Source organism: Nitrosomonas communis, assembly GCF_024102715.1.
Classification (GTDB): domain Bacteria; phylum Pseudomonadota; class Gammaproteobacteria; order Burkholderiales; family Nitrosomonadaceae; genus Nitrosomonas; species Nitrosomonas communis_B.
The window spans coordinates 1-13,002 of record NZ_JAGFJM010000097.1; the positions used below are offsets into that span (position 1 = coordinate 1).

The 13,002-nt window shown below is 47.7% G+C and carries 13 protein-coding genes; 1 reads left to right on the forward strand and 12 read right to left on the reverse strand.

What is annotated here, in order from left to right; translation table 11 throughout:
* Positions 1-186 precede the first annotated feature (186 nt).
* Positions 187-897, forward strand: coding sequence for a tetratricopeptide repeat protein (locus J5I83_RS09215; RefSeq protein ID WP_304055238.1), 711 nt, complete (start codon positions 187-189; stop codon positions 895-897).
* Positions 898-1,131: 234 nt separating this feature from the next.
* Here J5I83_RS09215 and J5I83_RS09220 read toward each other — a convergent pair whose 3' ends face one another.
* From J5I83_RS09220 to J5I83_RS09275, 12 genes are all read right to left on the reverse strand, one after another.
* Positions 1,132-2,145, reverse strand: a complete 1,014-nt coding sequence (locus J5I83_RS09220; RefSeq protein ID WP_304055240.1) for a spherulation-specific family 4 protein — start codon at positions 2,143-2,145, stop codon at positions 1,132-1,134.
* A 628-nt stretch (positions 2,146-2,773) separates the two neighbouring features.
* Complete coding sequence (locus tag J5I83_RS09225) at positions 2,774-3,466, reverse strand: OmpA family protein (protein WP_304055241.1); 693 nt, start codon at positions 3,464-3,466, stop codon at positions 2,774-2,776.
* A 36-nt stretch (positions 3,467-3,502) separates the two neighbouring features.
* A complete protein-coding gene (locus tag J5I83_RS09230) occupies positions 3,503-3,907 on the reverse strand; it encodes an exosortase system-associated protein, TIGR04073 family (RefSeq protein WP_304055243.1) in 405 nt (134 codons plus the stop codon).
* A 324-nt stretch (positions 3,908-4,231) separates the two neighbouring features.
* Positions 4,232-5,359, reverse strand: coding sequence for a DUF1207 domain-containing protein (locus tag J5I83_RS09235; protein WP_304055246.1), 1,128 nt, complete (start codon positions 5,357-5,359; stop codon positions 4,232-4,234).
* Positions 5,360-5,723: 364 nt separating this feature from the next.
* Positions 5,724-6,005, reverse strand: a complete 282-nt coding sequence (locus tag J5I83_RS09240) for a high-potential iron-sulfur protein (protein WP_304055249.1) — start codon at positions 6,003-6,005, stop codon at positions 5,724-5,726.
* Between the two features lie 174 nt (positions 6,006-6,179).
* Entirely contained in the window at positions 6,180-6,425 is a 246-nt protein-coding gene (locus tag J5I83_RS09245) for a hypothetical protein (RefSeq protein ID WP_304055251.1), read from the reverse strand.
* A 158-nt stretch (positions 6,426-6,583) separates the two neighbouring features.
* Positions 6,584-7,039 carry a hypothetical protein gene (locus J5I83_RS09250; RefSeq protein ID WP_304055253.1) on the reverse strand — a complete coding sequence of 152 codons (456 nt, stop codon included), beginning with the start codon at positions 7,037-7,039 and terminating at the stop codon, positions 6,584-6,586.
* 27 nt (positions 7,040-7,066) lie between these two features.
* On the reverse strand, positions 7,067-8,017 hold the full coding sequence (locus J5I83_RS09255) for a hypothetical protein (protein ID WP_304055255.1): 951 nt from the start codon (positions 8,015-8,017) through the stop codon (positions 7,067-7,069).
* 70 nt (positions 8,018-8,087) lie between these two features.
* Positions 8,088-8,306 carry a hypothetical protein gene (locus tag J5I83_RS09260; RefSeq protein WP_304055256.1) on the reverse strand — a complete coding sequence of 73 codons (219 nt, stop codon included), beginning with the start codon at positions 8,304-8,306 and terminating at the stop codon, positions 8,088-8,090.
* 5 nt (positions 8,307-8,311) lie between these two features.
* Positions 8,312-9,187, reverse strand: a complete 876-nt coding sequence (locus J5I83_RS09265; protein WP_304055258.1) for a S8 family serine peptidase — start codon at positions 9,185-9,187, stop codon at positions 8,312-8,314.
* Between the two features lie 175 nt (positions 9,188-9,362).
* Positions 9,363-9,545 (reverse strand): hypothetical protein, encoded by a 183-nt coding sequence (locus J5I83_RS09270; protein WP_304055259.1) that lies wholly within the window; start codon positions 9,543-9,545, stop codon positions 9,363-9,365.
* The gene (locus tag J5I83_RS09275) at positions 9,542-12,913 is read right to left on the reverse strand and encodes a galactose oxidase-like domain-containing protein (RefSeq protein WP_304055260.1); all 3,372 of its coding nucleotides are present in this window, start codon (positions 12,911-12,913) and stop codon (positions 9,542-9,544) included. The genes J5I83_RS09270 and J5I83_RS09275 overlap by 4 nt, the downstream gene beginning before the upstream one ends.
* Positions 12,914-13,002: the final 89 nt, after the last annotated feature.

Genomic DNA, 13,002 nt, shown 5'->3' on the forward strand with positions numbered 1-13,002 from the left:
GCCACGCTCCATTGCTTAGGTCACTCGGATAACGCTTCCTACACTTTTTGTTGATTCATGATACCGCCTGTTTATAGAAAATTCCTTACATTAACGCTAGGATTCAGAATTTCCAAACAGTTTCTTAAACAATTAGTTATATTTATCTCCTATCAAAAAAACGAATCCTGAATCTTGAGGAGTGATATGGACCTATCAACAATTTTAAGTGCAGTTGCTATTATTGTTTCGTTGGGATCGGCATCTATCGCTTATCGTTTGCAAAGATCCGACAGTCAGCGGTCTGCTAGAGAACAATTAAGCGAGTCAGTAACAGAGCTAATAAAACTGAACTCCAAGAACAATGAGATGTGGTCAACCCCATCGGAAAATAGAAAGGCTACCCACTATCAAGAATTAAGTTCGATCTCGCAAATGGCGGCTTTAATTACTCGTCAAGCAGTGTTCTTGGTTAATTCATACCCGGATATGGCAAACGATGCCGATTATGTAGCTATCTCCCAAGGACTAACTCTTGCAGGGGACAATTTGCTTGCGGATACCTATATGCAAAAGGCAATAGATAAGTCGCCAAGTGATTTTTACCGAATTATAAATCTGAGAGGGTATGCTGATCTTCTTTTCAGGCAAGGAAGGCATGAATCCGCTAGAGAAAGATATCAAGAAGCTCTAAAAATTTTTGACAACAATACCGACTTTAACAAAGCAACAAATGGTTATACATATCAAATGTGGATGAATAGTGAGTTCAATAGTGGGTTCCCAACCGAATCTGAGTTGTACTATCAAAGAGCGCTTACTTTATATAACAGTATTTCAAATCAAATGACGAAGACAAACAATGTCAGCAGCCTCAAACAAGCTAAGGCTGCTTTTCAACCTCAAGGAAACGTATAACAAGGGAAATCCACTCAGAGATTGCATGGGCTTGGCACACGGGTTTGGGGTCAGGCCTTACAATTGACATATGATGCGTAAATAGCTAGGTTCTGTCGATATTTCATAAATATCAACGAAAATACTTGAAAATTCCAGCGGGATGTTCAAGCCTTACATTTGACTTTTTCACCTTTTCCTTTCAATCCATTTGATCTGGCTCACGATTGAGCAGCTCACATCAAAATAAGGTGCTTAAGGCCCTGCTGCGCTTTCCAGGAATTGGAGCGTATTTTCAATAGTATCGATACGCTGAATGCCTGGGCCAAAGGCATCACCAAGTACGAACACCTCTCCGTTCTTGATCCCTATGTATGCATTGGTTGTTGGATAATAACGGTAAACGAACCCTTCCAGCAGTTGATCATCTACGTTTGCAGGAGAAAAATACTGCGGAAACAGTTGCTCGGCAAACGTAAAGATTTTTTGTCCTTTGTTAGGCGTTACAACTGCCATCTCGAACTCCAGATTCACATACTCTGGAAGAGTGTCATAAGGATTGGGAAGCTTATCATCGGTTATGTATAGATTTCCAACGTGATTCTTGTTGGTCTGACTGAACGCCTGCTTCATTTGGTCTGATGTTGCGCTATATACAATGTGAATAAACCTGTCTTTCGGGTAATTAAGCTGCCACTGCTCTGGCTGAAAGTTTACGTAATTTTTTATGCTACCTTCAAATACCACTAAATTATCAACAACTGGTTTGCTTAAATAAATTTCGTCGGGTACCACTCCAGGATCTCCCGTTACCGAATAATGACTGCTTTTATTCTTGATGTAGTTATATATTTGCTCGAAATATATGATATTTTCATCTGTGCCGTCAGCAGTCATCTCATCAATAAAGAAACCATCAATCGTATAGAAGGCTATGTAATTATCAATTTCGCTGACAATATCGATCAGCGGGCGATTTGCATAATTGGTGTATACGTAAGCAATTACCTTTCCTCCAGATTCACGAACCTGATTAATGGCGTTAGCATAGTTTGGATCACCGCTTGTTCCGAAGCCGTTGTTTGGGTTAAGAATTACGGTAGCATTTACTATTTGAGCCGCAGCAGCCAGGTCACTCCAATAATCCCGAGTTGAGGGATTTGACGGATAGAAATATGCAGGAACAAAAAGGTTAGTAGCGTGGGCGAGCGCACCGAACACTATCGACAAATAAACCGCAGAGATCAAAGTAAAGTGTTTTATGCTCATATCGAATATCTCCTATAAAAAACTCAATAGGCCGAAGACATAGGAAGAATAAATATAACTATTCAGTGTAATTTTTCCCGCTAACACCCAGCAAGACAATAAAATCAGATACTTATCTGTTAAAAAAAGAGTGTGTGTCTGAGTGGCGGAGGCATTGTTTTCTCTAGAAATAGACAAATAACTGCGCACACGAAAAAAGATATCGGCTTCGTATAGCTTTTACTTAAGCTGCTTTTGCTTAAGTACTTCAACCAACCTTAGAAATTTCTTCTTGAAGAATTCTAATTGACAAGAAAATGTTTTTTTATTAACTTTACAAAAAATTTACAAATACATCACAAATAATTAACATAAATTTCACAAATAATTGACGATTTTGATCATTTGCTATACGTGATGTTGTTTTAATTACTGAAGGAGGATGATATGAAAAAAGGAAAGTTTGTTGCTATATGTTATTCGTTGAGTATAGTGGTAGCGTTATTGGTACAGGTGCTGTTTTAATTGTAGAAGTTGAGGACATTGGGATCAGGCTTTACCCTTACAATTAACATTCACTGAATTTCTAAAAGTCAAATACCACCAGCTTTATGGCGGTATTTGACTTTAGTTAAAGGATTATCAAGCCCTATTTTACATTGGGGCAATCGACATAGGCAGGATGTGCGGTGGTAATCATCACCACACGATTTTCCTGATTGGGCGTGTTGTCAGCGCCAGCAGCTTCGCCAACCGCCTTGATAATTAGCTGATTGGGCCTAGCACCATTTGCCACCAGACGTTGCGCCACTGTTCTAGCTCTTTTTTCTGATAAATCCTGGTTATAGGCTGGATTACCGACGGTATCGGTCGATGCTGTGACCGTGACAGTCGCATCCGGGTGCGCCTCTAACCAACGACCCATTTCGTTAATGGTTTCATCTTTGGTTTTATATGGGATAGCACTACCGGTTTCAAAGTAAGCAACTGAATGATGAGTCGCTTCCGCTTTGTGGTGATTATGGCCATGCACTTCTGTCAGCCATTTGCACATCTCTTTCTCAGATTCCAAACGATGGTGTGCTGCTGATCTGGCAGCATCCAAGGCTTTTTGTTTCTCATTGATATTCCAGTAGTAGTCATTTTCAAGATGATCCAGGATGTTATTGGCTTCTTCCAAATCTTCTTCGGACAGCTCCGCATGTAACATGGCTTGGCCATAGTGACCCGATCTAGCCGCATCAATCTCGGCTTTCAAATCTGCCGTGGTCATTCTAGTCGTGGTACAAGCTGTCAGGAAAAATAATAAAGCCGCCAGCGGGAGGTAAATATATTTTTTCATGATAATGTCCTCGTGAATGATTGAGTCGCAATAGATTTACTTGCCATCATCCAATGTACCGTAAATAGTCCAATAGCCTGGATAATACAAACCAAAATAGCGGCTGTCTTCACTAAAACGATCCCAGACGTAAGCCGGTGAGGCAAAGTCACCAGTTGGAATCGGCGAAGTCAGAAACTCAGCACCACCAACCAGCGTTCGACTTGCAGCATGGACAACGCCGCGAACAACACCCCATGTCAGGCCTACCAAAATATTGTGCTCATTGCTGATATTGATGACATTTTTCGGAATTTCGATGAACCCGAAGGCCATATTTGCCAAACCTTGGCTTAGTTTGTTGCTAAAACCTGTTAGATAATCATCCTCTGCTTGCGCTGCTGATGTCATCATTAGTGCGCAGACTAGAATGCAAGTACCAAGAATTTTATCTTTACTCATGATTAGCTCCTTGTTTTTCAGATTTGATACGCTGCGAGACCATGTGCAGGTTTAAAAAATACAGACCCCGCTTTGCTCCTTACCTTGATAAAACATATCTACGAATCAGCACGTGTAGGTGACATACCCCTTCTGTCGAGTTTTGATACTTCAGTAGATTATCCAGATACGCTGACTAAGAAAATACGTACAAACACGTAGGCGGAATCGGTTATCGTGACTTCATTATTCGCATTATTCACTTAACCAGGTTTTGAAAATAGGCCGTGCAGTCGCCCTTGTTATTCCCCAGCTCCCAGAGGTGGAGGACTTAATCTGAAGAGATTAAAAATGGTAGTGAGCACCGATTCCGAGATATTCAGCCTTTTCTTTATAAAACTGACCGGTAGGGGAATTACCGTTAAAATACTCTATGAGAAACTGCAGGTTGCGACTGAATACTTGATGGTTGTCAAACTGAAAGCCAGCTCTGGCAGATAAATCCGCATTCCAGTCGTTTTGCTCATGATTCTTGAAATCAATCGCTAATATTGGTCTCATTGCTGCAAAGTCGATACGCCACGGGCTTCTGAATTCAACTCCGTATTGAATTGACCAGGGCTTAATTGTTGATGGTTCTTTATGAAAAATACCCCCTCCCCCGCCATAGACTCGTATTCCATATGGCAACTCATATGAAAGCCTGAGGTCAGCACCTTCATAGCTAAGATTAATACGTTCTAATTGGGTTCTCAGCAGGAACTCATCCCCAAGATGCGAGCTTTGATGGAAAATACGGGCAAAAGCAGAAAATTGGCCCGTTCTCATGCTTGAGTAAATAGAGGCAATAAAGTCACTATTGATTAGATCGGAGGAGCTTGCATCAAGATTGAAATCGCTAAAAACCGCGGCCTGAAGTCCTACTTCCCATTGCATGTTGGTCTGGCCCAGGCTAGCGCGATAGAATGGGATGGTCTCGCCGAAACTAACTGCCCCGTTATTATTTCCGTCAATATCTTCGCCTACATAATTGCGATAACTGGCGGAGAAATGCGCCCAGCGCGGATCAGCCAATAATGGCTTAAATAAATGACCGGTTGGTAAAAAACCCGTAGGGAAAACTTCCGAGTGAGTAACAGTTGTAGTTGCAGGTGTATCCTGCTTTGCTGGTGGCAAAGTAATCGCTATGCCTTGTTGATTATCGCCTTCCAGCAGATCAATGCCAGTTACTCCCGGGATTTCAGATAACATTCGTTGGACTTGAGCACGCTCTTCGGCAGACAGACTATGTGTAGGTAATGTAATAACACCGTTGCGCACCACTAATGCAGAAAAATCAAGCTTAAAATCACGTTTGAGGATCCCCGTCGCATAGCCTGCAATATAGGAATCATTTGGTATTACCTCGCTGTAAACAGGGGGCATCGTGAATAAAACGATTGCAGGAAAAATAAAAAACCGCACAGCATTCATGATTTTTTGCTGCACCCAAATGATGTGTAAACATCAAGAAATTCACGATATGGGCAGGCATTGCTAATCAACCAGACTACCTGCTCGATACAGTGTTTTTCAAAAGCGCACATCCCACGCATGATAATTCTTATCGTTAATGTCATGTTCGTAATGAGATCAAAAAACACTATGTATGCTCCTCCCTCCTTAACTCTAAGGATCTAGCCCCTCTCTATTACATGGAATATTTTTATTTAAAATCAATCAATTGAAGAACGCTGTTAATATCCTGTAGTTTGCTACTAAAAAATACTTACTTTATTAACCATCCTTATTATCAATTGATATCGATAATAAGGATGAAGGCAAACCTGGCATTCAATTATGATTCTGGAGCATATGCGGTACACCAGCCTTGAGGACTAATACTGCCTTCTACAACTTTGCATTCACCAGCAGCACCAGGTGTTTTGCCTGGAATAAACTGCATGCAATTACTGCATTTCTCCTCTCCGTTCGGTTTGTCGCGATACTGCACTGTTTCCTTGGAAGTTTTTTTCGCTTGCGCTTGGCCGATGAAGGCATTCATAAAGGGGACAGTGGCGCCTAATGCCATGAATTTTATTATCTGACGGCGAGATAATTTCTTTTGATGGTCATTCATAGTCTCTCCTTAGATTCGGATAAGTTAAAATACAACGATATCTAACCAGTGTTGTGTTAGCAGCATCATTGCCTAACCTCCAACATATCCATGCTGCTGATTTGTTGGGTTATAGCTTTGCTTAGCCCAACCTATGGTCTATGGTTCTTCGTGCTTGAACACATCCTGCGCTCATTAAGCGATCAACAAGCCACCGATTGTGAAAGGAGGCAACCCGGCAAAGAAACGGCATATAAGATCACCTCCTCCGTTTGCCCGGCATCTCCAGTATGCACCCAAATCTGGCTCTAATTGGAAACGAAGTTGTGGCATAACGCTTCTGCCACCTTCTGCGGGAAATCTGTCAGAAATGACTCTTTCTTGATACATACCCATGGTTGGGTTAAGTGATGATTCAGCATTAAATCCCGGTATGTTCATTTCATGTCTCCTTTCAAGTTAAACCAGTCCGTTGGGTTACAGCTTTGCCTATCTCAACCTACGAGTTGCTCGCCTACTCATTCTCTAGCTAGCTTGGATACCATACCACCCTGAAATAGATATCTGATAGTGTGCATACACTGACTGAACAGCACATATCATGGGCAAGGCGCTGTACGTGGCCAACACAAGATACAATTACCTTCCGCATCTCGCTCGCAGCACTTCTCATTAATCTCGCAACCAATAGGGCGCGGACCACCACCTCCGCCACCACCCCCTCCTCCTCCACCGCCACCATTTTCAAAGGCATCGATCAGATCTCTCATCCATTTAGGGATACAATCCCGACAAAAGCCAAACCCGATAAGCCCAAGAGCACCCGCCCAGCAAGCGTAACAAGCTGCTGGACCTCCCCCTAGGCAAATACTAGTACATAGAACAACTCCACCCGCTATTGCCCCACCACATGTAATTCCCCTAATCCATCCACACGCTTGAGGGGTTACAATTGCGTGCCCTTCACTTAGAAAACCACCTCCAGTAGTAAAGTAGTGATTGTTTGTATGATAGAGTGATGCTTCTCCAGTAAACCCTGGTATATTGTTATTCATATCACACCTCCTTTCAGTTGATCAGGTTCAACGGTCATAATAAGGCGACATCTTGGCAACGAGGAACGGAAATTCCTCAGTGACATCGACACGCACAAAAAACTTTTCCGTGAAATCGGTATTGCGATTGGTATAGGAAAAGATCACATCGACGATATTGCGCGTGCTGCTCAAGGGCGAGGAACGCACTTCCACGCCGGTCAGCGAAAAATCCTTGGCAAATTCCTCGACTGTTTTGGCATAAATGGCAGGATAGCGCATGACCAGGTAATTCAGGACACGATGCTCGTCGGTCGCACCAGCATTGTCTGTCATCTGCATGATCCGGTTGAACAATTCCTCAGCCGCCGGCCCGAATTGCGCGTCACTGGTCTTTTCTGGCTTGGGGATAGCCTTGATGAGCGTATCACGATCGAAGGAATAGATCTGGTCGAACAGAACAATGGGTACCATCAATCCATTGCACATCTGCGGCGGGGCAATGGGACCACGCAGGCCAATGACGACATCGATGTCATTGGGCGTAGGAGCCGGACGAATCGCTTCTACCAGCAGGTCGATGTCCACCGGGTCGCGCGGCTGCAAGAGGTAGGTTTCCAGCCCCTGGATAGTCAGCACCCAGCAAAGCTGGCGCACCAGGTAGCGATTCTCGCGCTTGGACAGGACAGCATGAAAGGTTTGCTGATCAGTCTTGCCCGCGGTATCTGCCCGCCCCGTCGCCTGAGCAAATTCCTTTTCAGCAGCAAGATTCGGAAAACGCGCTTCCACCCGGCCGATGGCATAAACATAAGAAACCATGCCGCCACCTGCGGTCAGGTCAGTCGCTCCGCCGCAGCCACAAGCTCCACCGCCTCCAGTCTGTGGAGAAATTACACTACCTATGCTGCGAATTTCTGGAGATTGCTGAGTCACTGGCACGTTATTCACCTCATTTGGCGCATTCGTCAACTGCTCCATCGTTTCGGTTGGTTCGTTCATACTTTTCTCCTTTCGTAACAACTCATAACCTCAGTTAACTAACCTGTGAATTCCCGTATACATGATTTCGCTATTTTGGCTGTCGACGGGTGAAAGCCAACCAGCGATTGAGCATGGCTGCCCGCTGTTCGCAGCCACCGCAAGGCTTGATGCCAAAATAGCCGGCTGCCCGTTTGATCGCATCGCCCAGTCCGATCTCCTCATCGCTAATAAATCCGGGCAAATGTACCCGATGAAGCGAATGCTCACTTTGCTGCTCAAGGTTGTTCCGCTCACTTGCTTTTGTCATGTAAGTTACTTCTTCGCATTCATTGTTAACAAAATTTGGTAGGCTGCTTCAGCATCGAGCAAAGGCGGAACCACCGAGGTCCGTCGTGACAGGGAAGTCTGAGTGATGGCCAGCTTGATTTGTGCTGCGGTTGCTGTAGGGAATACCGAGTACAGCAGCGCAATTACCCCGGTCACAAAAGGTACGGCAACACTCGTTCCACCGAGAGTGAGTGACTGCCCTGCTGCATTTAAGCTGGTGATGCTATCGCCCGGCGCACATAAACCACGTTTGCCGATTGAATTGCCCAGATTCGACTCGTTCAGCGGTCTGCCTTGCAGATTACAAGCGACCACTGGAATGACCCATGGATGGCGGGTGATGGCGCTACTGCCGAGCGTACTTTGATTGCCTGCCGCAGCGACGATCATGACGCTGCGTTGAGCGGCATGATCCAGCGCGAGTTCTAACTCATGTTCCCCTTTCGATGAAAGCTGCGCTAATGCAAGGCTCAAATTGATGCAGTGCACCCCTTCCGCAATACACTCGATAATCGCTGCAGCCAATTCCTCGGGTTTCGCGCTGGGCATAGATTCTTGGCCGGAAGTTGCCTCGGAAAAAATGGGACGGAGCAGCAAAGTACAATCGGGGCAGATGGCTGGCGCGGAAGAACCTCGCCTGGCAGACAAGATACCAGCCACAAAAGTGCCATGCGTGCAAGCTAGACTCCCCGCCTGTGTGCAATGACCACCGCCGTTTCCGCCGATCTCGCGCATATGCTGACTGGCCAGCTCAGGGTGATTCATCACCACCGGTCCATCAATCAGACCAATACGCACCTCCGGCCTGCCAGTTGTGCGGCCTAACAATGGTGTGAGTTTGACCAGATCCAATGGCAACATCGCATCTCGCTGTGATGTTAAAAAAACAAAAACAGGCAATTTTGCAAATCAACGAATGGGGTTTTAAAGTTTTGCAACAATTTACACCCGCGTTGCTTGACTTACGTCATGATGCTAAGGGATAACAGACAGGCAAGCAATAATGCAAATGCATACAATCTTTGTTTCTCAGCACTCAAACAGGGATACAAGAAAACTGCCAGATTGCTGCCTTTGCTCCCTTTTCAGCAAGTGCCGCCATAATCCCAACCAGGACGATGAAACTTACCGCTACTGCGATACGCATGTCGTAGTCAAGCCAATACATCAAACCGGGGTGCCACAGCAGTGAAAGTTTGTAAACCCAATTTATCCTCAAGCTACCTGCAGAAACCATCCCACCGATGGCGCACCAAGCTCATCGACGATAAAAAGCAGGTAGTATCCCGGCGGAGCGACGTTTGCGTCAGGTGGGGATGCAACAGTAACGACCCTCCCTGCTGCACTGATAATCTCCAGGCGAACGTATCGCTGGTCTGGATTGAAAGCGTGAGTGACTGATCCACACCGGACCAGGGCGATTGATAATTTCTGTTGTGTTGCCTGCGGCGTCACGATCTCGAAGCGGGTGGCATAACCGATGCTCGAAGGAGCAGCTGAAACTATAGGCCGAGAAGTCAGCGAAAGATATGGTGGTGAAAAAAGCTCGATCGTCAGTTCGCGCGCAGCCATTCCTGCTGCGCCGTCGTGATCTGAGCCTCCTATCCAAACGCGGCCGTCCGGTAGTAGCAGAGCTACCGAATGATAGACACGCGGACAGCTCAAATTGCCAAGCGTAGTCCAGGCATCCCGCGCTGGATCATAGAGCTCCACAGTCAATACCGCGTGCGCATCCGTGCCGTCAGTCGTTCCTCCAACCACTAGAATCTTGCCATCTGGCAGGATCACTGCGTTGCAGTGCTGTCGAACGGGATTGCTCCCATGCCTTCCTCTCACTTCGGGAACGTTTCGAACGGACGTATCGCGCCATTCGGACACGTTGACACCGCGATTACCTAAATCCAACAGCCGCCCATTCTGCCCGCCGGCAATCAGTACTCGTGTACGGTAGTCCGGCGGCTCTAGCGGAAGTAGTACCGAAGTCCACCAGATGCCTTGATCATCGTAGCCAGGCCCCGCAACAGTCGTCCAGTGGCCAGGAAGGAAGTCGCCGTTGATATCGACGTCCAAACCGACCTGATAGTAGCCGTGGTTCTCGCCACCAGGATTGTCGATATGGAAAACGATCAGATCCGGCCGACCATTTCCGCTGAGGTCCGCAAGGGCGATTCCTGCCCCTTGGTTCTCGGCGCCAAACCAGCCGGGCACAGCTTTGATATTGCTCCATCCACCTGCCACGTTCCCGCCTGCATCCAGATTCCAACCGATGCGGTAATGGCCATGATTCTCGCCACCAGGATTGTCGATGTGGAAAACGATCAGATCCGGCCGCCCATTCCCGCTGATGTCCGCAAGGGCGATCCCTGCCCCCTGGTTCTCGGCGCCAAACCAGCCTGGCACAGCTTTGATATTGCTCCATCCACCTGTAACGTTGCCGCCTGTATCCAGATTCCAACCGATGCGGTAATAACCGTGATTCTCGCCACCAGGATTGTCGATATGGAAAACGATTAAATCCGGCCGGCCACTCCCGCTGAGGTCGGCAATAACGATCCCCGCCCCTTGATTCTCGGCACCGAACCAGCCGGGCACAGCTTTGATATCACTCCATCCACCCATGACGTTGCCGTCTGTATCCAGATTCCAGCCGATGCGGTAATGGCCATGATTCTCGCCACCAGGATTGTCGATATGGAAAACGATCAAATCCGGTCGGCCATTTCCGCTGAGGTCCGCAATAGCGATCCCCGCTCCCTGATTTTCAGCACCGAACCAGCCAGGTACGGCTTTGACATCGCTCCATCCGCCCGTGACATTTCCGTCCGCGTCCAAGTCCCAACCGATGCGGTAATAACCGTGATTCTCGCCACCAGGATTGTCGATATGGAAGATGATCAGATCCGGTCGGCCGTCTCCACTAATGTCCGCAATGACGATATCCGCTCCTTGACCCTCTGCGCCAAACCAGTCGGCTACCGGCTTTACGGCACTCCAGGTTGAACCCAGGCGTAAACGCTGAGTGTTTCCACTCATTGGCGTGACGCAAAGCACTTCTCCGCTAGGAAGAAGGTGAAGTCGCGGGTAGGAATCGGGGGCATCTGGCTTGTCTCCGTAGTCACTCCATTGATGAGGCAGCGCAGCGTCAAAAACCTCCAGCGTGATATTGTTATGACGGGTATCCGTTCTCTCCGGGTGTCCAGACATTGCGAAAACACGCCCATCAGGCAGGGTTAACAATGTCGGATACCACCGGCCACCGCCTTCAGCCCGTCCCCGTTGGAGGATCATTGGCACGGTTGCATTCCACGTATTTGTATTAGCATTGAAAATAGTGGCATCGCGAAGTCCGCGGAAGTGGCCGAACTGGCCGTGACCATGCGGATCACCAAGAACATCGCTCCATTCCTGCGTGCCACCGGCAACGATTAGTCTTCCATCCGCAAGGAAGGCATGCCCGCTGCAGAACAGATCGTGCCGGGGTGAACCTATTTTATGGATAGCAAAGGACGAAATGTCCCACAGTCTTGTCGCGTCGACCCTCCCCGCTCTGTTGTTTTCAGGATCGTGCTGATCCCCTGAGAAGTACAAAACCTTGCCGGTGTGCAGCAATGCAGCATGAACCGCCAGCACCTCCGCATTCTCAAGCAAAATATCCTTGCAGAAACGGTAGTGGCCATGATTCTCGCCACCTAGGTTGTCCACGTGAAAAACGAACAGGCCCGCATGACCATCACCGACAATATCCGCAACGGCAATTCCCGCGCCTTGGTTCTCCGCGCCAAACCATCCCGGAACAGGCCGAACCTCGCTCCAACCACCTGTAATGTCACCGCTTGCATCTAGATTCCAGCCGATGCGATAGTGGCCGTGATTCTCGCCACCAGGATTGTCGACGTGAAAAATGATTAGATGACGGGCTCCAGCAACAGTAACAATCGCAATGTCCGCCCCCTGGTCCTCAGCGCCAAACCAGCCGGGCACGGCCTTGACCTCACTCCATCCGCCTGTAACGTTGCCGCTTGCATCAAGATTCCAGCCAATGCGGTAATGGCCGTGGTTCTCGCCGCCAGGATTGTCGATATGGAAAACGATTAGATCCGGTCGACCATTCCTGCTGATGTCTGCAAGGGCGATCCCCGCCCCTTGACTCTCGGCGCCAAACCAGCCTGACACGGCTTTGATCTCACTCCATCCACCCGTAACGTTCCCGCTTGCATCCAGATTCCAACCGATGCGGTAGTGACCATGGTTCTCCCCGCCGGGATTGTCAAGGTGGAAGACGATCAGATCCGGCTGACCATTCCCACTGATGTCTGCAAGAGCGATTCCCGCCCCTTGGCTCTCTGCACCGAACCAACCTGGCACAGCTTTGATATCACTCCATCCACCCGTAACGTTCCCGCTCGCATCCAGGCTCCAGCCGATGCGGTAGTGACCGTGGTTCTCGCCGCCAGGATTGTCGATATGAAAGATGATTAGATCCAGCCGACCGCTTCCGCTGATGTCCGCAAGAACGATCCCCGCTCCTTGGTTCTCGGTGCCGAACCAGCCTGGCACAGTCTTGATATCACTCCAATGTGTGCTCATGCTCTTCCTCCTTTTCGGAATTCCTTCAGGCTACAGGCAATTATCAAGAATTGTGAAATTGAGATCGCCCCCTATTCGACCCCTGCCAA

What these genes read in the sequence shown, in the direction of transcription:
- J5I83_RS09215 (WP_304055238.1), top strand. Translation starts at nt 187, where the DNA reads ATGGACCTATCAACAATTTTAAGTGCAGTTGCTATTATTGTTTCGTTG.
- J5I83_RS09220 (WP_304055240.1), bottom strand. Translation starts at nt 2,145, where the DNA reads ATGAGCATAAAACACTTTACTTTGATCTCTGCGGTTTATTTGTCGATA.
- J5I83_RS09225 (WP_304055241.1), bottom strand. Translation starts at nt 3,466, where the DNA reads ATGAAAAAATATATTTACCTCCCGCTGGCGGCTTTATTATTTTTCCTG.
- J5I83_RS09230 (WP_304055243.1), bottom strand. Translation starts at nt 3,907, where the DNA reads ATGAGTAAAGATAAAATTCTTGGTACTTGCATTCTAGTCTGCGCACTA.
- J5I83_RS09235 (WP_304055246.1), bottom strand. Translation starts at nt 5,359, where the DNA reads ATGAATGCTGTGCGGTTTTTTATTTTTCCTGCAATCGTTTTATTCACG.
- J5I83_RS09240 (WP_304055249.1), bottom strand. Translation starts at nt 6,005, where the DNA reads ATGAATGACCATCAAAAGAAATTATCTCGCCGTCAGATAATAAAATTC.
- J5I83_RS09245 (WP_304055251.1), bottom strand. Translation starts at nt 6,425, where the DNA reads ATGAACATACCGGGATTTAATGCTGAATCATCACTTAACCCAACCATG.
- J5I83_RS09250 (WP_304055253.1), bottom strand. Translation starts at nt 7,039, where the DNA reads ATGAATAACAATATACCAGGGTTTACTGGAGAAGCATCACTCTATCAT.
- J5I83_RS09255 (WP_304055255.1), bottom strand. Translation starts at nt 8,017, where the DNA reads ATGAACGAACCAACCGAAACGATGGAGCAGTTGACGAATGCGCCAAAT.
- J5I83_RS09260 (WP_304055256.1), bottom strand. Translation starts at nt 8,306, where the DNA reads ATGACAAAAGCAAGTGAGCGGAACAACCTTGAGCAGCAAAGTGAGCAT.
- J5I83_RS09265 (WP_304055258.1), bottom strand. Translation starts at nt 9,187, where the DNA reads ATGTTGCCATTGGATCTGGTCAAACTCACACCATTGTTAGGCCGCACA.
- J5I83_RS09275 (WP_304055260.1), bottom strand. Translation starts at nt 12,913, where the DNA reads ATGAGCACACATTGGAGTGATATCAAGACTGTGCCAGGCTGGTTCGGC.